Source organism: Dactylosporangium sp. NBC_01737 (assembly GCF_035963215.1).
Lineage (GTDB): Bacteria > Actinomycetota > Actinomycetes > Mycobacteriales > Micromonosporaceae > Dactylosporangium.
Genome location: NZ_CP109153.1, coordinates 3,138,929 through 3,157,659 on the forward strand (window position 1 = coordinate 3,138,929; position 18,731 = coordinate 3,157,659).

At 72.1% G+C, this 18,731-nt stretch carries 20 protein-coding genes; 11 read left to right on the top strand and 9 right to left on the bottom strand.

Annotated elements, in window-relative coordinates; genetic code table 11:
- From OHA72_RS14005 to OHA72_RS14015, 3 genes are all read right to left on the bottom strand, one after another.
- Positions 1–1,248: an acetyl-CoA C-acetyltransferase gene (locus OHA72_RS14005; RefSeq protein ID WP_327008258.1), complete on the bottom strand. Its 1,248-nt coding sequence runs from the start codon at positions 1,246–1,248 to the stop codon at positions 1–3.
- 71 nt (positions 1,249–1,319) lie between these two features.
- Positions 1,320–2,105 (bottom strand): SGNH/GDSL hydrolase family protein, encoded by a 786-nt coding sequence (locus OHA72_RS14010; RefSeq protein ID WP_327008259.1) that lies wholly within the window; start codon positions 2,103–2,105, stop codon positions 1,320–1,322.
- Positions 2,102–3,148, bottom strand: a complete 1,047-nt coding sequence (locus tag OHA72_RS14015; RefSeq protein ID WP_327008260.1) for an SGNH/GDSL hydrolase family protein — start codon at positions 3,146–3,148, stop codon at positions 2,102–2,104. Before OHA72_RS14015 ends, OHA72_RS14010 begins: the two co-directional genes overlap by 4 nt.
- A gap of 283 nt (positions 3,149–3,431) precedes the next feature.
- On the opposite strand from OHA72_RS14015, the gene OHA72_RS14020 reads away from it, so the two are divergent.
- Positions 3,432–3,782, top strand: a complete 351-nt coding sequence (locus tag OHA72_RS14020) for a YkvA family protein (RefSeq protein WP_327008261.1) — start codon at positions 3,432–3,434, stop codon at positions 3,780–3,782.
- A 27-nt stretch (positions 3,783–3,809) separates the two neighbouring features.
- Positions 3,810–5,174 (top strand): cystathionine beta-synthase, encoded by a 1,365-nt coding sequence (locus OHA72_RS14025; RefSeq protein WP_327008262.1) that lies wholly within the window; start codon positions 3,810–3,812, stop codon positions 5,172–5,174.
- Positions 5,175–5,195: 21 nt separating this feature from the next.
- On the opposite strand, the gene OHA72_RS14030 is transcribed toward OHA72_RS14025, so the two are convergent.
- Together OHA72_RS14030 and OHA72_RS14035 are read right to left on the bottom strand one after the other, a co-directional pair.
- Positions 5,196–6,125, bottom strand: coding sequence for a S1C family serine protease (locus OHA72_RS14030; RefSeq protein ID WP_327008263.1), 930 nt, complete (start codon positions 6,123–6,125; stop codon positions 5,196–5,198).
- A 38-nt stretch (positions 6,126–6,163) separates the two neighbouring features.
- The gene (locus OHA72_RS14035) at positions 6,164–7,837 is read right to left on the bottom strand and encodes an aminotransferase class V-fold PLP-dependent enzyme (protein ID WP_327008264.1); all 1,674 of its coding nucleotides are present in this window, start codon (positions 7,835–7,837) and stop codon (positions 6,164–6,166) included.
- A gap of 151 nt (positions 7,838–7,988) precedes the next feature.
- Between OHA72_RS14035 and OHA72_RS14040 the strand changes: the two genes are divergently transcribed.
- Positions 7,989–8,312: a hypothetical protein gene (locus tag OHA72_RS14040; protein WP_203845230.1), complete on the top strand. Its 324-nt coding sequence runs from the start codon at positions 7,989–7,991 to the stop codon at positions 8,310–8,312.
- A 420-nt stretch (positions 8,313–8,732) separates the two neighbouring features.
- Positions 8,733–9,611: a hypothetical protein gene (locus OHA72_RS14045; RefSeq protein ID WP_327008265.1), complete on the top strand. Its 879-nt coding sequence runs from the start codon at positions 8,733–8,735 to the stop codon at positions 9,609–9,611.
- On the opposite strand, the gene msrA is transcribed toward OHA72_RS14045, so the two are convergent.
- Together msrA and OHA72_RS14055 are read right to left on the bottom strand one after the other, a co-directional pair.
- On the bottom strand, positions 9,548–10,141 hold the full coding sequence (gene msrA / locus OHA72_RS14050) for a peptide-methionine (S)-S-oxide reductase MsrA (protein WP_327011555.1): 594 nt from the start codon (positions 10,139–10,141) through the stop codon (positions 9,548–9,550). The two genes, OHA72_RS14045 and msrA, sit on opposite strands and share 64 nt — an antisense overlap.
- Before the next feature lie 139 nt (positions 10,142–10,280).
- Complete coding sequence (locus OHA72_RS14055; protein ID WP_327008266.1) at positions 10,281–10,694, bottom strand: HIT family protein; 414 nt, start codon at positions 10,692–10,694, stop codon at positions 10,281–10,283.
- Positions 10,695–10,727: 33 nt separating this feature from the next.
- Between OHA72_RS14055 and OHA72_RS14060 the strand changes: the two genes are divergently transcribed.
- The 5 genes from OHA72_RS14060 to OHA72_RS14080 are packed head-to-tail and all read left to right on the top strand — an operon-like array spanning position 10,728 to position 16,359.
- Positions 10,728–11,870, top strand: a complete 1,143-nt coding sequence (locus OHA72_RS14060) for a cystathionine gamma-synthase (RefSeq protein ID WP_327008267.1) — start codon at positions 10,728–10,730, stop codon at positions 11,868–11,870.
- Positions 11,871–11,906: 36 nt separating this feature from the next.
- On the top strand, positions 11,907–13,292 hold the full coding sequence (locus tag OHA72_RS14065; protein ID WP_327008268.1) for an amidase: 1,386 nt from the start codon (positions 11,907–11,909) through the stop codon (positions 13,290–13,292).
- Positions 13,293–13,294: 2 nt separating this feature from the next.
- Positions 13,295–14,008: a hypothetical protein gene (locus tag OHA72_RS14070; RefSeq protein WP_327008269.1), complete on the top strand. Its 714-nt coding sequence runs from the start codon at positions 13,295–13,297 to the stop codon at positions 14,006–14,008.
- Positions 14,005–15,231 (top strand): threonine ammonia-lyase, encoded by a 1,227-nt coding sequence (gene ilvA, locus OHA72_RS14075; protein ID WP_327008270.1) that lies wholly within the window; start codon positions 14,005–14,007, stop codon positions 15,229–15,231. Before OHA72_RS14070 ends, ilvA begins: the two co-directional genes overlap by 4 nt.
- 9 nt (positions 15,232–15,240) lie before the next feature.
- Positions 15,241–16,359, top strand: a complete 1,119-nt coding sequence (locus OHA72_RS14080; protein WP_327008271.1) for a M48 family metalloprotease — start codon at positions 15,241–15,243, stop codon at positions 16,357–16,359.
- A 3-nt stretch (positions 16,360–16,362) separates the two neighbouring features.
- Here OHA72_RS14080 and greA read toward each other — a convergent pair whose 3' ends face one another.
- On the bottom strand, positions 16,363–16,863 hold the full coding sequence (gene greA, locus OHA72_RS14085) for a transcription elongation factor GreA (RefSeq protein WP_327008272.1): 501 nt from the start codon (positions 16,861–16,863) through the stop codon (positions 16,363–16,365).
- A gap of 86 nt (positions 16,864–16,949) precedes the next feature.
- Complete coding sequence (locus OHA72_RS14090) at positions 16,950–17,366, bottom strand: DUF4307 domain-containing protein (protein WP_327008273.1); 417 nt, start codon at positions 17,364–17,366, stop codon at positions 16,950–16,952.
- A gap of 102 nt (positions 17,367–17,468) precedes the next feature.
- Here OHA72_RS14090 and mca point away from each other — a divergent pair, with 102 nt between their 5' ends.
- Together mca and OHA72_RS14100 are read left to right on the top strand one after the other, a co-directional pair.
- On the top strand, positions 17,469–18,335 hold the full coding sequence (mca, locus tag OHA72_RS14095; RefSeq protein ID WP_327008274.1) for a mycothiol conjugate amidase Mca: 867 nt from the start codon (positions 17,469–17,471) through the stop codon (positions 18,333–18,335).
- A 4-nt stretch (positions 18,336–18,339) separates the two neighbouring features.
- Positions 18,340–18,579, top strand: coding sequence for a hypothetical protein (locus OHA72_RS14100; protein ID WP_327008275.1), 240 nt, complete (start codon positions 18,340–18,342; stop codon positions 18,577–18,579).
- Positions 18,580–18,731 lie beyond the last annotated feature (152 nt).

Below are 18,731 nucleotides of genomic sequence, written 5' to 3' on the forward strand. Positions count from 1 at the left end.
CTACGACAGGCGCTCGATGACCATGGCCATGCCCTGGCCGCCGCCGACGCACATGGTCTCCAGGCCGATCGACTTGTCGTGCCAGCTCAGCGAGTTGATCAGGGTGCCGGTGATGCGGGCGCCGGTCATGCCGAAGGGGTGACCGACCGCGATCGCGCCGCCGTTGACGTTGAGCTTCCCGATCGGGATGCCCAGCTGCCGGTAGGACGGGATGACCTGGGCGGCGAACGCCTCGTTGATCTCGACCAGGTCGACGTCGTCGATGCTCATCCCGGCCCGCTTGAGCGCGCTGCGGGACGCCTCGACCGGGCCGATGCCCATGATCTCCGGCGACATGGCGGTGACCCCGGTCGACAGGATCCGGGCGAGGGGCGTGATGCCCAGCTCGCGGGCCTTGACGTCGCTCATGATGACGACCGCGGCGGCGCCGTCGTTGAGCGGGCAGCAGTTGCCGGCGGTGACCTTGCCGTCGGGGCGGAACACCGGCTTGAGCCCGGCCACCGCCTCCAGGGTGACGCCGGCGCGGGGGCCGTCGTCGGCGGAGACGACCGTGCCGTCGGGCGTGGTCACCGGCGTGATCTCGCGGGCCCAGAAGCCGCTGGCGATCGCGGCCTCGGCGAGGTTCTGCGACCGGACGCCGAACTCGTCCATGTCGGCGCGGGTGACGCCCTCGATCTCGGCGAGGTTCTCCGCGGTCTGGCCCATGGCGACGTAGATGTCGGGCAGGGCGCCGTCCTCGCGCGGGTCGTGCCACGCGTCGCCGCCGCCCTCGGCGCGCTTCGTGGTGCGCGCGTACGCGTCGGCGAAGGCCGGGTTCTGCCAGGGGCCGCCGACGGCCGCCTGCGCCTCGGCGGGCAGGCCGTCGGAGTTGCCGCGGGCGAAGCGGGACACGCACTCGACGCCGGCGGAGATGAACACGTCACCCTCGCCGGCCTTGATCGCGTGGAACGCCATCCGGGTCGTCTGCAGCGACGAGGCGCAGTAGCGGGTGGTGGTGGCGCCCGGCAGGTGGTCGAACCCGAGGAGGGTGCTGACCACGCGGGCCATGTTGAAGCCCTGCTCACCGCCGGGCAGGCCGCAGCCGAGGTAGAGGTCTTCGATGTCCCGCGGGTCGAGCTCGGGGACCTTGGCGAGCGCGGCGCGGACGATGGTCGCGGCGAGGTCGTCGGGGCGGAGGTCGCGCAGGGATCCCTTGGCGGCACGGCCGATCGGGGACCGGGCGGTGGCGACGATGACAGCTTCCGGCATGCCCTTGACGCTACTGCAGAGTAATGAGGCCGGGCGAGCGGCTGTGAGAAATCTGCAGACTCAGTGCATCTTCAGTGCAGAAACCCGCGGACCGAGGCGGCCTCCTCGACGGCGGGCAGCAGCGCGTGCGCCCACACCCGGTAGCCGTCGGCGGACGGGTGGAACCCGTCGTGGCACAGCGTGCCCGCGTCGGCCCGGAACACCGCGCCGGTCCGCGCGGCCAGGTCCACGACGACCGCACCGGCCGCCCCGGCGGCGGTGGCCTGCTGCCTCGCCACGCTCCGGCTGCGCCAGCCGAGCAGCTGCCGCAGCGGCGGCGCGAACGCCCGCAGCGCCCCGAAGTCGGGGCAGGTGCCGACGACGACCGGGATGCCGGCGCCGTGCAGCCGCCGGCAGGCGGAGCCGAGATGCTCCGCGGCGTCCGAGCCGCGGCCGAGGTGGGTCACGTCGTTGGTGCCGACCAGGATGACCGCGACGTCCGGCGCCGGCCCGACCAGGGCCCGCGCCACCTGCGTGGCGAGGTCGGCGGAGCGGGACCCGGCCACGGCCACGCTGGACAGCTCCACCCGCCGGCCCGCGGTGCCCTCCGCCAGCAGCGCCGCCAGCTGGCCGCCGACGGTGTCGGCGACCTGGTCGACGCCGACGCCGAGCGCGGTGGCGTCGCCGAGCAGGACCAGCCGCATCGGCGGTTTGCCGACCGCGCCGACCGAGGAGCGCATCGCCAGGCGCATGTCGGGCTTGGCGTAGGACCTCGCCCGCGCGGCCATCGCCTGCGCGGCGAGGACCGCGGCACCGCCGACCGTGCCGGCGATCACGGTGACCGTGGCCATCCGTGCCAGGCGCTTGATCGTGATCATGTCGACTCCTGGGGGTAGCGGTCCTCGGTTCGGGAGGGCTCACGGGCCGCCTGCTGCGGCAGCCGGTGCCAGACCCGGTGGCGCAGCTGCGCCCAGCGGCCCGCGGGGCCGCGCTCGTTGCCGGCCACCTGCGCGGCACTGACCTCGGTGCCGGGGCGCTGCGCGGCCTCCGCCGCGGCGCGCGGCAGGGACCGCACGCCCTCGCCGGCCCGCAGCGACACGGCCAGCGGCGCCGCCACGTCCGGCTCGGTCAGCGACGCGACCACGGTCGGTAAGACCGCCTGCGCGGCGGCCAGATAGCCGGCGCCGGACGGGTGGAAGCGGTCGAAGCTGAACATCCGGTCCGGCTCCGCGTAGAACAGCTCGCCGAGCAGGTCACCCAGCGACACGGTGCGGCCGCCGGCCTCGACGACCGCGATCGTCTGCGCCGTCGCCATCTGCCGGCTCCAGTGCCGGGCCAGCCAGCGCAGCGGCGGCTGGATCGGCCGGATCGTGCCCAGGTCGGGGCAGGTGCCGACGACGACCTGGATGCCCTCGGACCGCAGCCGGCGCACCGCGTCGACCAGGTGCCGCACCGCCTGCGGCACGCTGACCCGGTGCGTGACGTCGTTGCCGCCGATGCAGATCACCGCGACGTCGGGGCGGTGCCGCAGCGCCACGTCCACCTGCGGCGGCAGCCCGCGCGACTCGCAGCCGACGACGGCGAGGCAGCGCATCCACACCGGGCGCTGCTGCTGCTGCGCGAGGCCGGCCGCGACCGCGGCGGCGAAGGTCTCACTGGGAAGCTCGGCGCCGTAGCCGGCGGCGGAGGAGTCACCGAGCACGACCAGGCGGATCGGCTCGCCGTCGTAGTGCGCGCCGTAGGTGCCGTCGGCGCGCGGGGGAGGGCTCACGACCTGCGGGATGACCCGCCTCGCCAGCAGTGCCTGCCCGATGACCACGCCGTAGAACAGCGCGCTCGCGCCCGCGATGCCACCACCACCGACCGCGGCCGCCGTGGCGATCCGCCGCACCTGCTCCGACCGAAGCTTCAACGCCCCCATAGCCCCTTCCCGCTTCCCGCCATCTCAGCGCCCTGGCGAGGCTAACCCCCACTCCACAAGTATCCGCCTCTCTGGGTAAAGATCCCGATCGTCCTCATCCCGACCGATCCGGGCCCCCGGCGGCGGTCCTGTCCGCTTTCCCTGCGGCAACGGGCGGTGAAACCTGTGCCTGCGGGCGGTGAAACCTGTGCCGGCGCCGTCGAGATCCATGCGTCATTCTTACCGCGCGCTGTTGTGGCCCGGCACCGTTACATTCATAGCCAGACGAGAGAGGGCGGCGATCATGGCGGACAGCACGCTGCGACGGCGGTTGGCGTGGACGGCGCTGCTGAGGGTGTTCAAGCCCGGCACGCCAGGGCTCGGCAAGCGGCTCAGCGCCATCCCGAGGATGGTCAAGGCCACAGTGAAGGGCGAATACGACGGCGGCACCCGCCTGGCGCTGCTGGCCGCCTCGGCCGTCTACATCGTCTCCCCGATCGACGCCGTGCCGGAGCTGTTCCTGCTGGTCCTCGGCGTCGTCGACGACCTCGCCATGGCGACCTACTTCGCCGGGGCGCTGCTGGACGAGCTGGAGCGCTTCCTGGAGTGGGAGAAGCAGCGCGACAACGTGATTCCCGGACACGTCGTCAAGTAGCCGATTCCGGCGCTATACGCTGGCCGCGTGCGCTACTACGACAACGTCGTCGAATTGGTGGGCAATACGCCCCTTGTCCGGCTCCGCAACGTGACGTCCGGGATCTCCGCAACCGTCCTGGCCAAGGTCGAATACCTCAACCCCGGCGGCAGCGTGAAGGACCGCATCGCGCTGCGCATGGTCGAGGAGGCCGAGAAGGTCGGCCTGCTCAAGCCCGGCGGCACGATCGTCGAGCCGACCAGCGGCAACACCGGGGTCGGTCTCGCGCTCGTCGCCCAGCTGCGCGGCTACAAGTGCGTCTTCGTCTGCCCCGACAAGGTCAGCGAGGACAAGCAGAACGTGCTGCGGGCCTACGGCGCGGAGGTCGTGGTCTGCCCGACCGCGGTCGCGCCGGAGGACCCCCGGTCCTACTACAACGTCTCCGACCGGCTCGCCAGGGACATCCCCGGCGCCTGGAAGCCCGACCAGTACGCCAACCCGGCCAACCCCCGCTCCCACTACGAGACCACGGGACCCGAGGTCTGGGAGCAGACGGCCGGCCGGGTGACGCACTTCGTTGCAGGCGTCGGCACCGGCGGCACGATCTCCGGCGTGGGCCGCTACCTCAAGGAGGTCTCCGGCGGGGCGGTCCGCATCGTCGGCGCCGACCCCGAGGGCTCCGTCTACTCCGGTGGCACCGGCCGGCCGTACCTCGTCGAAGGCGTCGGCGAGGACTTCTGGCCCACCACGTACGACCGCGACGTCTGTGACGAGATCGTCGAGGTCTCCGACAAGGAGTCGTTCCACCTGACCCGCCGCCTCGCCCGCGAGGAGGGCCTGCTGGTCGGTGGCTCCTGCGGCATGGCCGCCGCCGCGGCGCTGAAGGTCGCCCGCGAGGCCGGTCCCGACGACGTCGTGGTCGTCCTGCTGCCCGACGGCGGCCGCGGCTACCTCAGCAAGATCTTCAACGACGACTGGATGGCCAGGTACGGGTTCCTGCGCACCGCCGCAGAGCTGCCGACCGTCGCCGACGTCCTCGTCGGCAAGGACGGCGGCTTGCCGCAGATGGTGCACGTGCACCCCAACGAGACGGTCCGCGACGCCATCGACTACATGCGCGAATACGGCGTCTCCCAGCTGCCCGTCCTCAAGGCCGAGCCCCCGGTCGTCACCGGTGAGGTGGCCGGCTCGATCGCGGAGCGTGACCTCCTCGATGCGCTGTTCACCGGGCAGGGCCACCTCCACGACATCGTGGAGAAGCACATGGGAGACCCGCTGCCGATGATCGGCGGCGGCCAGCCGGTGAGCGAGGCCGTCGCCCTGCTGGAGAAGGCCGACGCGGCGGTGGTCCTGGTCGACGGCAAGCCCGCCGGCGTCATCACCCGCCAGGACCTCCTGGCCCACCTGAGCTGAGCCGCCCCGTGCCGGGACCCCTTACGACAGGGGTTCCGGCACCGCTACGACGTCCACCAGGGCCGCCTTGCGCAGCACGGTGATCTGCAGGCGCCGGCCGATGGCCGGGCCGAGCATGAGGCGCTGGACGTCCTGGACGCCGAGGATCGGGCGGCCTTCCGCCGTGAGCATCACGTCGCCGACGTAGAGGCCGGCCTGCCCCGCGGGGCTGCCCGGCACGACCTCGACCAGCCGCAGGCCCCGGCGCTGCCCGACCCGGTCCGCGACGGGCTGGGGGAGCGTGACCGGGGTGCCGGCGACGCCGAGCCAGGCGCGGCGGACCTTTCCCGTCGACATGAGCTCGGACACGATCAGGCGCGTCGTGCTGTTGACCGGCACGGCGAGGCCGAGGCCGATGCCGGCGACCGCGGTGTTGATCCCGACGACCCTGCCGGTCGAGTCCGCGAGGGCGCCACCGGAGTTGCCGGGGTTGAGCGCGGCGTCGGTCTGCACCACGTCGTCGATGAGCCGCACGTGCCGGCCGTCGCGGACCGGCAGCGACCGGCCCAGGGCGCTGACGACGCCGGCGGTCACCGAACCGGCCAGGCCGAGCGGGTTGCCGACGGCCACGACCAGCTGGCCGATGCGCAGGTCGTCGGCGTTGCCGAGGGTCGCCGGCGGTACCCCCGTCTCGTGGATGCGCAGCACCGCCAGGTCCGCCAGGGGGTCGGCGCCGACGACGTCGAAGCGGCTGGACGTGCCGTTGGTGAACTCGGCGACGCCACCGTCGGCGCCCGCCACGACGTGGGCGCTGGTCAGCACGAAGCCGTCCGGGGTGTAGACGACGGCGGAGCCGGCGCCCTCGCCGCGCTGGCTGCGCACGGTCAGGCTGGCGACGCTGGGCAGCAGGGTCGCCGCCACACTGGTGACGACCCGGCTGTACGCGTCGAGCGCGACGATTTCGGGGTCCATGCCGCTGGCAACACCGCGCCCGCGACATCCATACCCGATTATGCCGACAGCGATACCGCGGGCAGGTCGAACCAGCGCAGGGCCTCGAAGTTCGCGGAGACGACGCCGTCGGGCTGCTCGTGCTGCTCGATCGCCTCGACGATGCGGACCGCCTCGCGCAGGTACTCCGCGAGCGCCGACTCCGGTGCCCGCTCGTGGCGGGACGGCCAGCGCAGCTCCCCGTCGGCGTCGTAGTGCAGCTCCGACAGCCGCAGCGGAGGCTCGACCAGGCCGTCGCGGTGCTTCCAGAGCCCGGTGTACGGGTCGAAGCGGTACTGCGGCAGCAACGACCAGCCGTGGGTGGCCACGAAGTGCACAGCGTCGACGATGTAGCGCAGCACCGCGTCGGAGATGAAGTAGTTGAAGCTGACCCGCACCCACCCCGGCTTGATGCCCTCACAGCCGGCGATGATCTCCTGCTCGAAGCGCTGCGAGCGCTCGATGTCGATGCCGAGCAGCCGGTGACCGTACGGCCCGGCGCACGAGCAGCCGCCCCGCGACTGGACCCCGAACAGGTCGTTGAGCAGCGACACCACGAAGTTGTGGTGCAGGTACCGGCCGCCGGGCTTCTTGATCACGAAGGACACGATCGACAGGCGGGACGCGTCGAGGTTGCCGAGGATCTCGATGTTGGGGTTCGTCCGCCACGAGGTGATCGCCTCGCGCAGGAAACCCTCCTCGAGCTTGCGGATCGTCTCGGTGCCGACCGCCTGCTTGAGCTGGAACACCAGGCCGGCCCGGATCGACTCGACGATCGCCGGCGTGCCGCCCTCCTCGCGGTGCGCGGCGTCGGCGATGTAGTGGTGGTCGGTCGGGTTGACGTAGTCGACGGTGCCGCCGCCGGGCACGGTGGGGACGCGGTTGCGCAGCACCTCGCGCCGCACGACGAGGACACCGGGCGTCCCCGGCCCGCCGACGAACTTGTGCGGCGAGATGAAGACCGCGTCCTTGTACTGGCCCGGACCGGGCCCGTACATCGCCACGTCGACGTACGGCGCGGCGGCCGCGAAGTCCCAGAACGACAGCGCGCCGTGCTCGTGCAGCAACGCCGAGATCGCGTGCGTGTCGCTGACGATCCCGGTCACGTTGGAGGCCGCGGAGAACGACCCGATCTTCAGTGGCCGGTCGGCGTGCCGCGCGAGCTCCGCCCGCAGGCGCGACAGGTCGATGTGACCGTTGTGATCCTCCGGGATGACGACGACGTCCGCGATGGACTCCCGCCACGGCAACTCGTTGGAGTGATGCTCGAACGGCCCGATGAACACCACCGGGCGGTCGGCGGGCGGGATGTGCGCCGACAGGTCGTACCGGTCGTCGAGCCCGGCCGGCACCCGCAGCCCCAGGATGTGGACCATCTTGTCGATCGCGGCGGTCGAGCCCGACCCGGTGAAGATGACCACCGTCTCCGCGTCGCCACCGACGGCGTCGTTGACGATCTGGCGCGCGTCCTCCCGCAACCGGGTCGTCTGCAGCCCCGTGCCGGAGGACTCGGTGTGGGTGTTGGCGTACCGCGGCAGCACCTCGTCGCGGATGAACCGCTCGATGAAGTCCAGCGCCCGTCCTGACGCCGTGTAGTCGGCGTAGGTCACGCGACGCGCGCCGTACGGCCCCCACATCACCTGGTCGTCACCGATGACGGCATCGCGGATCCGCTGCAGCAGGGGGCTCTCCATGGCGCCATTATCCGCGCCGCCACTTTCGGGTGGTCACACCGGAATCGCACAGGCTGTCCGCCCACGCGTGCACCCCGACTGTTTAACGTTTCGTCCGGAGGTTCTCAGGGGGCCTTCTCAGCGGATCATGCAGAGTTTGGGGGTAGGGAAGTTGGTCAGTGTTGACCAGTCCGAGCCAACAGACGTCGTCGATCGTCTGCTGTGGCGGGACGCCACCCAGATCCTGAGCCGGCACAACGAGTCGGACGGTGACGGCCAGTGCATCTGGTGCGGACGGGAGTGGCCGTGCGCGCCACGCCGGCTCGCCGAGAACGCGGAGGCCGCCTCCCGGCGGCCGTGGAACGAGGCATGGACCGCCAGGCATGACCTCTACAGCCTGCGGACGATGCCCGACTGGCGGATCGACCTCGGCGCCGCACAGCGGTCACGGGGCGGCTGGCACCGCGCCGGTGGCAACCGGGGAACCTTTCTCTAGCACGATCGTTGATCTCAGCGGTGACCTGGGCGCGCCCGCCACGCTCCGCGGTCACCGCGACACAAAGACCCGCCCGGGCACGGTTGTCGGCATGCCTCCGCCGACTCCGAACGCCTCCGGCCAGGCGTCCTCCCCAGGGATCGGGCGGGTCTACACGGCAGGCGAGGGCACACGTTCGTGGTTCCCCCGCATATATCGCGATGGTGTGCCCTCGCCTGCCAAAACCCCGGCACACAGGTGTCTGTCGTACGGCGGCGGTTTGCGCCCGGTTCACCCGGCCACGATCGGAGTCGCCCGGGCGCAGCTGCAGGGCCTGCAGGCCGACTACACGCCGACCGGCTCGGCCGCCGGGCGCAGGGACTTCGCCGCACAGCTGACCGACTTCGGGTCTCCGACCTGCCGTTCCGCGGCGTCAACCCGGTGACGGGCGAGCCCGACGACGCGCGGGGCCGGCCGTTCGCCTACGCGCCGCTGGTCGCGGGCGGGCTCGCGGTGCCGTACCAGCTGCGGGTGAACGGCGTGCTGCTGCGCGACCTGCGCCTGTCGGGGCCCACGCTGGCCAAGATCTTCCTCGGCCAGATCACCAACGTGGTCGCGGCCGGCTCCAGCAACGGCGCCATCGGCTACGACGAGTACTCCTACGCGCTCGGCGCCGGCTACCCGGTCGCGAAGGTCGGCAACGCCGCCGGCTACTACATCGCGCCGGACCCGCTGAACGTCAGCCTCTCGCTGACCCGCGCGACCCTGAACCCGGACCTGACCGCGAACCTCGACGGCGTCTACGCCTTCGAGGACCCCCGGGCGTACCCGTTGTCGGGGTACACGTACCTGATCCTGCCCACCGGCGCGGACGACGCGCGGATGACCACCGCCAAGCGGCAGACGCTTGTGAACTTCTTCGCCCACACGGCGTGCACCGGGCAGGCCGGCGTGAGCGTGATGGGCTACGCGCCGCTGCCGCTGAACATGGTCCGGGCCCAGTTCGACCAGCTCAGAAAACTGCACGACGCCGACCCGGCGGTCGACGTGAGCACCCTGGACCCGGCACACTGCGCCAACCCGACCTTCATCCCGGGCGACCTCACCCGTGACGTGCCGGTGCAGGCGCAGAACGACGCCACCCCGTACGCGGGCGGCGTCGTCATCCAGGTGGCGCTCGGCTCCCGGGTGTCGCTGACCCAGGTGGACCCGGCGTCACCGGGCGGCCACCCTGCGCAGGCCACGCCCGCGGGCGCCTACGACGGCAGGGAGCCGACGCCGATCGGGCAGGTCATGCCGTTCGGGCCGTGGTTGCAGTAGCCGTACGGGTTCTTCACGTCCGACAGGTACTGCTGGTGGTAGTCCTCGGCGTAGTAGAACGGGCCGGCGGGGGCGATCTCGGTGGTGATCTCGCCCTTGCCTGCGGCGCGGACGACCGGGGCGAACGCCTCCCGGGACGCGGCGGCCGTGGCGGCCTGGGCCGGGGAGGTGGTGTAGATCGCCGAGCGGTACTGGGTGCCGACGTCGTTGCCCTGGGCCATGCCCTGGGTCGGGTCGTGGTTCTCCCAGAACGCCTTCAGCAGCGCCTCGTAGGAGACCTTCGACGGGTCGTAGACGACCTGGACGGCCTCGGTGTGGCCGGTCTTGCCGGAGCAGGTCTCCTCATACGTCGGGTTGGCGGTGAAACCGCCCTGGTAGCCGACGGCGGTGGAGTAGACGCCGGGGAGGCGCCAGAAGATGCGCTCCGCGCCCCAGAAACAGCCCATGCCGAAGTACGCGACCTCCAGGCCGGCCGGCCACGGGCCGCGCAACGGGGTGCCGAGCACGGTGTGGGTCGCGGCGACGGGCATCTCGGCGTCACGGCCGGGCAGGGCGGTCTCGGCGGTGGGCAGGTCGAGCGGCTTGCGGGACCACGGGAACACGATCAGCTCCTATACAACTTGAGGTGCTTGGGCTCAAGTTTGCCTCGAAAAAAGGCCGTCCGCCTTATCAAGCCATTACGGCTGCGATCCGGCCCGCGAACTCGGTGGCCTCCTCGTCGGAGTCGTACTTCGTGCGGGGCCAGAAGAAGCCGCGCAGCCCGTCGCCCTTGGTGCGGGGCACCACGTGGGTGTGCAGGTGCGCGACGCTCTGTGACACCTTGTTGTTGATCGCCACGAAGGTCCCACCGGCGCCCAGACCCGTCTCGACCGCGCCGGCGAGGAGCCGGACAAAGGAAAAGTATCCGGAAACGTCGTCGGCGGGCAGGTCGGTCAGCGTCACCACGTGGGTCCGCGGCGCCACCAGCACGTGCCCCTTGAAGACCGGCCGGATGTCCAGGAAGGCCACCGCCGAGGGCGTGGACGCGACGACGAACCCCGGCGCGTCACCCGACGCGATCGTGCAGAAAAGACAGCCCGCCACCCGGCTCACGATATCCCCCACTATGGTCGGTCCATGACGCACGGCTTCGAGACCCTCGCCATCCACGCCGGCCAGGAGCCGGACCCCGCCACCGGCGCGGTGGTCCCGCCGATCTTCCAGACCAGCACGTACGCGCAGGACGCGGTGGGCCACCCCCGCCGCGGCTACGAGTACAGCAGGACCACCAACCCGACCCGTGACGCGCTGCAGGAGTGTCTCGCCGCGATCGAGGGCGGCCGCAAGGCCCTCGCGTTCGCGTCCGGGCTCGCCGCCGAGGACACGCTGCTGCGCACGGTGTGCAAGCCGGGCGACCACGTGGTCATCCCCGACGATGCGTATGGCGGCACGTACCGGCTGTTCGCGAAGGTCGCCGAGCGCTGGGGGCTGGAGTTCACGCCGGCGTCGATCCACAGCGTCGACGCGGTCCGTGACGCGATGACGGACCGCACGAAGATCGTGTGGCTGGAGACGCCGACCAACCCGCTGCTGGGCATCGCCGACATCGCCGCGCTCGCGCAGGTCGCGCACGACCGGGGCGCGCTGCTGGTGGTCGACAACACGTTCGCCTCGCCCTACCTGCAGCAGCCGCTGCACCTGGGCGCCGACGTGGTGGTGCACTCCACGACGAAGTACATCGGCGGGCACTCCGACGTCGTCGGCGGCGCGCTGATCGGCAGCGACGACGAGCTGCTGGGCCGCCTCGCCTTCCACCAGAACGCGATGGGCGCGATCTGCGGGCCGTTCGACGCGTGGCTGACGATGCGCGGCATCAAGACCCTCGGCGTGCGCATGGACCGTCACTGCGACAACGCCGAGAAGGTCGTGGAGTTCCTGTCCAGGAACAAGGCCGTGCGGCAGGTGCTGTATCCGGGCCTGCCCGAGCACCACGGGCACGAGATCGCGGCGAAGCAGATGAAGCGCTTCGGCGGCATGGTGAGCTTCCGGGCCGCCGGCGGCGAGGAGGCGGCCGTGGACATCTGCAACCGGGCGAAGCTGTTCGTGCTCGGCGAGTCCCTCGGCGGCGTCGAGTCGCTGATCGAGCACCCGGGCCGGATGACCCACGCCAGCGCCGCGGGCTCGCCCCTCGAAGTCCCCGGCGACCTCGTCCGGTTGTCCGTCGGCATCGAGACGATCGACGATCTTCTCGCCGATCTGGAGCAGGCCCTCGCTCGTTGAGACACTGAACGCCCATCGGCCGGAAGGTGTTTCCAGATGCTGCACCGCTCCACCACCTGGGTCGGCGCCACCGCGCGGGAGATCGCCCGCGCGGTGCGCCGCGGTGACACGTCCGCCACGGAGGTCGTCGCCGACCACCTCGACTCGATCCGGGCGTATGACCGGGTCGTCGGCGCGTTCCGGCAGGTGCGCGCCGGTGAGGCGATCGCCGAGGCGGAGATCGTCGACGACCAGCCGGAGCTGCGCAACCTGCCCCTGGCCGGGGTGCCGATCGCGGTCAAGGAGAACGTCGCGGTCACCGGCCTGCCGACCTGGAACGGCTCGGCGGCCGCCCGCGGGCCCGTCGCCGAGCGCGACCACGAGGTCGTGCGGCGGCTGCGGGGCGCGGGCGCGATCGTCGTCGGCGTGACGAAGATGCCGGAGCTGGGCATCTGGGCGCTCACCGACGACGCCGACGGGATCACCCGCAACCCGTGGCGCACCGACCGGACCCCGGGCGGCTCGTCGGGCGGGTCCGCCGCCGCGGTCGCCGCCGGGCTGGTGCCGATCGCGCACGGCAACGACGGGCTCGGCTCGATCCGCATCCCCGCCGCCTGCTGCGGGCTCGTCGGGCTGAAGCCGGGCCGGGGCGTGGTCCCCGCCGGGATCGGCGCCAACGACTGGCACGGCCTGGCCGAGAACGGCATCCTCGCCACCACCGTCGGCGACGCGTCGCTCGGCTTCTCGGTGCTCGCCGGCCGTACCCCGGAAGCCCTGAAAACCCCCGGCAAGCTGCGGATCGCGGTGTCCTCGCGCAGCCCGGCCGCCGGCGTGTTCCCCGACGCGGGCGCGCGCAAGGGGCTCAGCGACGCCGGCCGCCTGCTGCTGCGCCTCGGCCACGACGCCGTGCGGGCCGACCCCGCCTATCCGCCGGCGCTCGCCGCGAAGGTCCTCGCCACCTGGTTCGCCGGTGCCCACGCGGACGCCGCCGACCTCGACGCGTCCCGGCTGCAGCCGCGCACCCGCCGCCACGCGAAGCTCGGCGAGCGGGCCGTCCGGCGCGGCCTGGTCAAGGCCGAGGACCGTGACGAGTGGCGGGAGCGCTGCCGCAACTGGTTCCTCGGCGGCGGCTTCGACGTCCTCGTCACCCCGGCGCTGGCCGGCGCGCCGCCGCGCGCCGAGCGCTGGTCGGAGCGGTCCTGGTCGGCCAACATGCTGGTCAACACCCGGTACGCGCCTTACAGCGCGCCGTGGAACTTCGCCGGGTTCCCCGCGGTCGTGGTCCCGGCCGGGATCCGCGCCGACGGCCTGCCGGTCGCGGTCCAGTTCGTCGGGCCGCCCGGCACCGAGCTGCTGCTGCTCGCGCTCGCCGGGCAGGTCGAGCAGGCCGCGCCGTGGCGCCGGCACGCGCCGGGCTGGCCGCGCATGGCCGCCAGGCGGTGAGGGTGCGCCAGATCAGGGCGATCTCCAGCTGGGCGACCGCGGCGATGCTCACCGTCGCCGCCGCGGCCCTCACCCACCTGTGCGTGGCGTTCCTGCCACTGCTGGACATCTGGGCCGCGCACCGCCCCGGCAGCGACGTGGGTGCCGTGCGGCTCGGCGCGTGGGCCGTGCTCGCCACCACGGTCGTGACCGCCTGGGTCGTGTTCACGGGGTGGGCCCGCCGGGCACGGTCGAATCTGGTCGCGTTCGGCATCCGTACCACATCCGCAATGCCACTGCTGGACGTCGCGGTCGGCAGCGTCGGCCGTGCACCCGCCCTGCGCCGCAGCATGACGGTGCTGACGTGGCTGTGGTGGATCGGCCTGCTCGCCGCGCTGGCCGCGGCCGCCCTGGGCGTCGTGGCCGGCCTGGAGAACCTGCGCGAGATCGACGACGTGCGTGACCGCGTCGCCGCCGGCGGCGCCGTCGACCGGGCGCTGGTGTCGCACCTGTTCGGCCGGCAGCTGCTGCTGCGCCTGCCCGGGGCGGCGCTCGGCGTCGTCGCGGCGGCGTTCGCGCTGGTGCTGATCGCGCGGGTGACCAGCGCGCAGTACGGCCGCGTCGCCCGCATCCGCGGTGCCGCCGTGACCCGGGCGACCCTGGGAGCATTGCGCGCAGGCGATGAGGACTGGACGGTGGTGCTGCCGCTTCCGGTGGGTGGCACGATCAGGCAATGACTGACATCGCGTCTGGGCTCGTGACGCTCGCCGACATCGAGGCGGCACGTGACCTGCTGTCCGGCGTGATCCGCCGGACGCCGGTCGAGCCCAACCGGCCGCTCACCGCGAAGCTCGGCGGCCCCGCCTGGCTCAAGTGCGAAAACCTGCAACGCGCCGGATCGTTCAAGGTCCGCGGCGCGTACGTGCGGATCTCCCGCCTCAGCGACGACGAGCGCAGCCGGGGTGTGGTCGCGGCCAGCGCCGGCAACCACGCGCAGGGCGTCGCCCTCGCCGCCGGCCTGCTCGGCACCACCAGCACCGTCTTCATGCCGGTCGGCGCGCCGCTGCCCAAGATCGCCGCCACGAAGGGCTACGGCGCCACGGTCCAGTTCTCGGGATCGTCGGTCGACGAGGCGCTGGTCGCCGCGCACGAGTTCGCGGAGCGGACCGGGGCGGTGCTGATCCACCCCTTCGACCACGCCGACATCATCGCCGGCCAGGGCACCCTCGGCCTGGAGCTGATCGAGCAGCTGCCCGAAGTCCGGACCATCGTCACCGGCGTGGGCGGCGGCGGCCTCATCTCCGGGCTCGCCGTCGCGGTCAAGGCGCTGCGGCCCGACGTGCGGATCATCGGCGTGCAGGCGGCCGGCGCCGCCGCGTTCCCGGGGTCGCTGCGCGCCGGGCGCCCGGTCCGGCTCGCGGCCCTGGGCACGATCGCCGACGGCATCGCCGTCGGCCGCCCCGGCGACCTGACGTTCGCGCACGTCAGCAAGCTCGTCGACGAGGTCGTCACGGTCACCGACGAGGACATCTCCCGGGCGCTGCTGATGCTGCTGGAGCGCGGCAAGACCGTCGTCGAGCCGGCCGGCAGCGTCGGCGTCGCGGCGCTGCTCGCCGGCGCCGTGCAGGTGGAGACGCCGGTGGCCGCGGTGCTGTCCGGTGGCAACATCGATCCGATGCTCATGCTGCGGGTCATCGAGCACGGCCTCGCCGCCGCCGGCCGCTACCTGGCGTTCACCGTGCGCTGCGGCGACCGGCCCGGGCACCTGGCGAAGATCCTCGCGCAGATCGCCGAGCACGGCGCCAACGTCGTCGACGTCGCGCACCGCCGGCAGGACCCCCGGCTGCAGCTCGGCGAGGTCGAGATCCACCTGTCGGTGGAGACGCGCGGCTCCGAACACTCCGACCGGCTGGTCAACGCGCTCCGTTCGGCTGGATACACGGTGACGTTCGGCGCGTAGAAGATCAACGTGACCTTCGGCCGCCGGCTCGCGCACCGCCACACCTTCGCCACCTTCGATGCGTTCGGCCGCGGCGCCGACCGCACCACGACGGCCGGCGCCGGCGTGCTGGTGTTCTCCTCGCTCCTGTTGTACGGCCTGATCCTGGCCCTGGTCGTCACCGGGATCTGGCTGTGCATGATCTCGGTCCCCGGGGTGGTCGTCGGCCTGCTCGTCATCGGTCTCGCGGTGCTGCTGCGGCCTCGGCTGGGCCGGGCGCCGAAGTACGCGACCGAGGTGGTCGAGAAGGACGCGCCGCAGCTGCACGCGCTGGTCCGCGAGGCCGCCGCGGCCGTCGGCGCGCCCTCGCCGCGGATCTACGTCGAGGGTGACTCCTTCGGCGCGGAGGCCGGCGAGGTCGGCCTGCGCCGCCGCCCGATCCTGGTGCTGGGCCTGCCGCTGTGGAACGCGCTGCCGCGGCAGGCCAGGATGGCGTTGCTGGGCCACGAGCTCGGCCACTTCGTCAACGGCGACCCGCGGCGCGGCCTGCTGGTCCAGCCGTCGTGGACGACCCTGGCCGAGCTCGACCGGTTGCTGCAGCCGGAGTCCAGGCAGGACGGTGACGTCTGGACGGAGGAGGGCTTCCTGGTCGTCTGGATCGTCAGGCCGCTGCTGAACCTGGTCAAGGCGGTGCTGCGCGGCCTGCTGTGGGCCCCCCGCACGGCCCTCGCGGTCCTGGTGCTGCGGGAGGGGCAGCGGGCCGAGTACCGCGCCGACCGGGTCGCGGCACGGATGGCCGGCCGTGCGGCCACCGCCGAGCTGCTCGACACGCTCGTCGTCATGGACAGCCTGGCAATGCTGATCATGCGGGACGCGCGAGCCGGGCGGCCGGTCGCCGAGTGGCCGGAGACCACCCGGCAGCTGCTCGCGGAGGTGCGGCCGCAGCTGGCGGCGCGGCGCGACGCGGCGACCGAGCGCGAGATCTCGCTCTTCGCCACGCACCCACCGTCGGGGCTGCGGGCACGGCTGGTCGAGGCGACCGCGGGGGAGTCCGCGGCGGTGGTGCTCGACAGCGCGCGGAACGAGCGGATCGACGCCGAGCTGGCGCGGCACAGTGCCAGCTCGGCGCGGACCCTCAAGGCGTTGTGAGCCTCAGCCGCCGAACGGCTCGAACTTGATGATTTTCACCTTGATCTGAGCACCGTTCGGGGCGGTGTACTTCACCTGGTCACCCTTGCTCGCGCCGAGGATTGCCTTGCCCAGCGCGGACTCGGGGCTGTAGACGGTGAGATCCGTCGTCGCCGCGATCTCCCGGGAGCCCAGCAGGAACGTCTCGCTGTCGTCCTCGTCGTCGTCGAACTGGATCGTCACGACGGTGCCGGGCGCGACCTTGTTGCTCGTCGGCGCCTCGCCGACGACCGCCTTGCGCAGGAACTCCTTCAGGTACAGGATCCGGCCCTCGGCCTTGCCCTGCTCCTCGCGGGCGGCGTGATAGCCGCCGTTCTCGCGCAGGTCGCCCTCTTCGCGGCGTGCGTTGATCTCCGCGGCGATCGCCGGCCGGTTGGCGATGTGCTCGTCCAGCTCGGCCTGCAACCGGTCATATGCTTCCTGCGACAGCCAGGTTGTCCCCTGGTCGCCGTCGGTGGTCGACACTGAAGATCTCCTTAACGGGCACGCTCGGTCAAACAACCAAGGTACCAGTGAGCAGCATCACCACTGGTATGGAAAATGCCGGGTGCTCAGCGGGCGCGGCGCGGCCCGCAGGCCGGGACCTCCACGGTGACCGGCCGGTCGCTGGTGGCCAGGCGGTAGGTGACAAGCGCCTCGGCGCCCGCGGGGACGTCCACCTCGGCCAGGCCGACCTCCTCGCCGCTGGCCGAACGGGCCCGGACCCGGCAGGTCGCCTCCTTCGCGGCGTCCTTGCGGACCACGAAGTCGACCGTGATGCCGTCGTCGCTGATCGCGTAGAAGCGCTGGACCTGGGGCTCGTACTCCTGCGGGCCGTACTGCTGGAACAGTTTCACCGCGATGAACACCCCAGCGAGCGCGGCGACGGCGGCGACGATCGCGACCAGCCAGGTGCGGCGCGGCCGGGGCTCGCGCCGGCGGCCGTAGCGGCCCGGCGGGTACTTGGCTGTGGCGTGCGTCTCGGTCACGGGAAGGTCGTCCTCGTCGTTTCGTCGGAGGTACCGACCACAATAGGGTCGTAACCCGGGGCGCCCCGGCAGCGGGGTTGACGGACACCTTGAGGAGAGCTCGTGAGCGAGCAACTGCGATTGATGGCGGTGCACGCGCATCCCGACGACGAGTCGAGCAAGGGCGCGGCCGCGATGGCGCGCTATGCCGCCGAGGGCGTCGAGGTGCTGGTCGTCACGTGCACCGGCGGCGAGCGCGGCAGCGTGCTCAACCCGAAGCTGGACCGGCCCGACGTCTGGGAGAACATCGCGACGATCCGCCGCGCCGAGATGGACCGGGCGCGGGAAATCCTCGGCGTCGACCAGGCGTGGCTGGGCTTCGTCGACTCGGGCTTCCCCGAGGGCGACCCGCTGCCGCCGCTGCCCGAGGGCTGCTTCGGGCTGATGGACCCGCAGGACGCGGCGGCGCCGCTGGTCGAGCTGATCCGCTCGTTCCGCCCGCACGTGATCACCACGTATGACGAGGAGGGCGGCTATCCGCACCCCGACCACGTCATGACGCACAAGGTGAGCATGGTGGCGTTCGAGGCGGCCGGCGACGCGACCCGCTATCCGGACAAGGGCGAGCCGTGGCAGCCGCTGAAGCTCTACTACAACATGGGCTGGTCCAAGGCCCGCATGCTCGCCCTGCACGAGGCGATGATCGAGGCCACCGGCGAGTCGCCGTACACCGAGTGGATGAAGCAGTGGGACGAGGAGCGCGAGGACAAGGGCGACCGGGTCACCACCCGCGTGCCGTGCAGCGAGTTCTTCGAGGCCCGTGACGACGCGCTGCGTGCGCACGCCACCCAGGTCGACCCGGACGGCTTCTGGTTCGCGGTCCCGCTCAACATCCAGCAAAAGGTGTGGCCCACCGAGGACTACGAGCTGGTGAAGTCGCACGTCGACACCCGCACCCCTGAAGACGATCTTTTCGCGGGCGTAAGGTAGCGGTATGCACGCGTTGCAGATCCTCGCCGAGAACAACTTCGGGGACACCCGCTCGGGCGGATTGGCCGGTCCGATGGGGCTGCTCATCATCGTGCTGCTCGCGATCGCGACGGTGTTGTTGATCCGCAACATGACCGCCCGGATCCGCCGCCTTCCCGCGGAGTTCCCGGATCCCGACAAACCCGCCACCTCGGCCGACGAGCGTGACCTCGCCGGCGGTCCGGAGTCAGAATCGCGGCTCTGACCACTGTTGTGCCTTTCTTCCGTGCTTTAGCCTTCACGGGGTGCGCGTTCCTTTCGCCGGACGCGTCTCCCTGGTGGGCAGGGAAGGGGGGCAAATGGTGGACACCCCGTTTGTCCGCATATCTGCTCACGCTACGCAGGCGGGCAACCGCT

What these genes read in the sequence shown, in the direction of transcription:
- OHA72_RS14100 (WP_327008275.1), top strand. Translation starts at nt 18,340, where the DNA reads ATGCACGCGTTGCAGATCCTCGCCGAGAACAACTTCGGGGACACCCGC.
- OHA72_RS14065 (WP_327008268.1), top strand. Translation starts at nt 11,907, where the DNA reads ATGCTGCACCGCTCCACCACCTGGGTCGGCGCCACCGCGCGGGAGATC.
- msrA (WP_327011555.1), bottom strand. Translation starts at nt 10,141, where the DNA reads ATGCCCGTCGCCGCGACCCACACCGTGCTCGGCACCCCGTTGCGCGGC.
- OHA72_RS14020 (WP_327008261.1), top strand. Translation starts at nt 3,432, where the DNA reads ATGGCGGACAGCACGCTGCGACGGCGGTTGGCGTGGACGGCGCTGCTG.
- OHA72_RS14005 (WP_327008258.1), bottom strand. Translation starts at nt 1,248, where the DNA reads ATGCCGGAAGCTGTCATCGTCGCCACCGCCCGGTCCCCGATCGGCCGT.
- OHA72_RS14060 (WP_327008267.1), top strand. Translation starts at nt 10,728, where the DNA reads ATGACGCACGGCTTCGAGACCCTCGCCATCCACGCCGGCCAGGAGCCG.
- OHA72_RS14015 (WP_327008260.1), bottom strand. Translation starts at nt 3,148, where the DNA reads ATGGGGGCGTTGAAGCTTCGGTCGGAGCAGGTGCGGCGGATCGCCACG.
- OHA72_RS14035 (WP_327008264.1), bottom strand. Translation starts at nt 7,837, where the DNA reads ATGGAGAGCCCCCTGCTGCAGCGGATCCGCGATGCCGTCATCGGTGAC.
- OHA72_RS14030 (WP_327008263.1), bottom strand. Translation starts at nt 6,125, where the DNA reads ATGGACCCCGAAATCGTCGCGCTCGACGCGTACAGCCGGGTCGTCACC.
- OHA72_RS14010 (WP_327008259.1), bottom strand. Translation starts at nt 2,105, where the DNA reads ATGATCACGATCAAGCGCCTGGCACGGATGGCCACGGTCACCGTGATC.
- ilvA (WP_327008270.1), top strand. Translation starts at nt 14,005, where the DNA reads ATGACTGACATCGCGTCTGGGCTCGTGACGCTCGCCGACATCGAGGCG.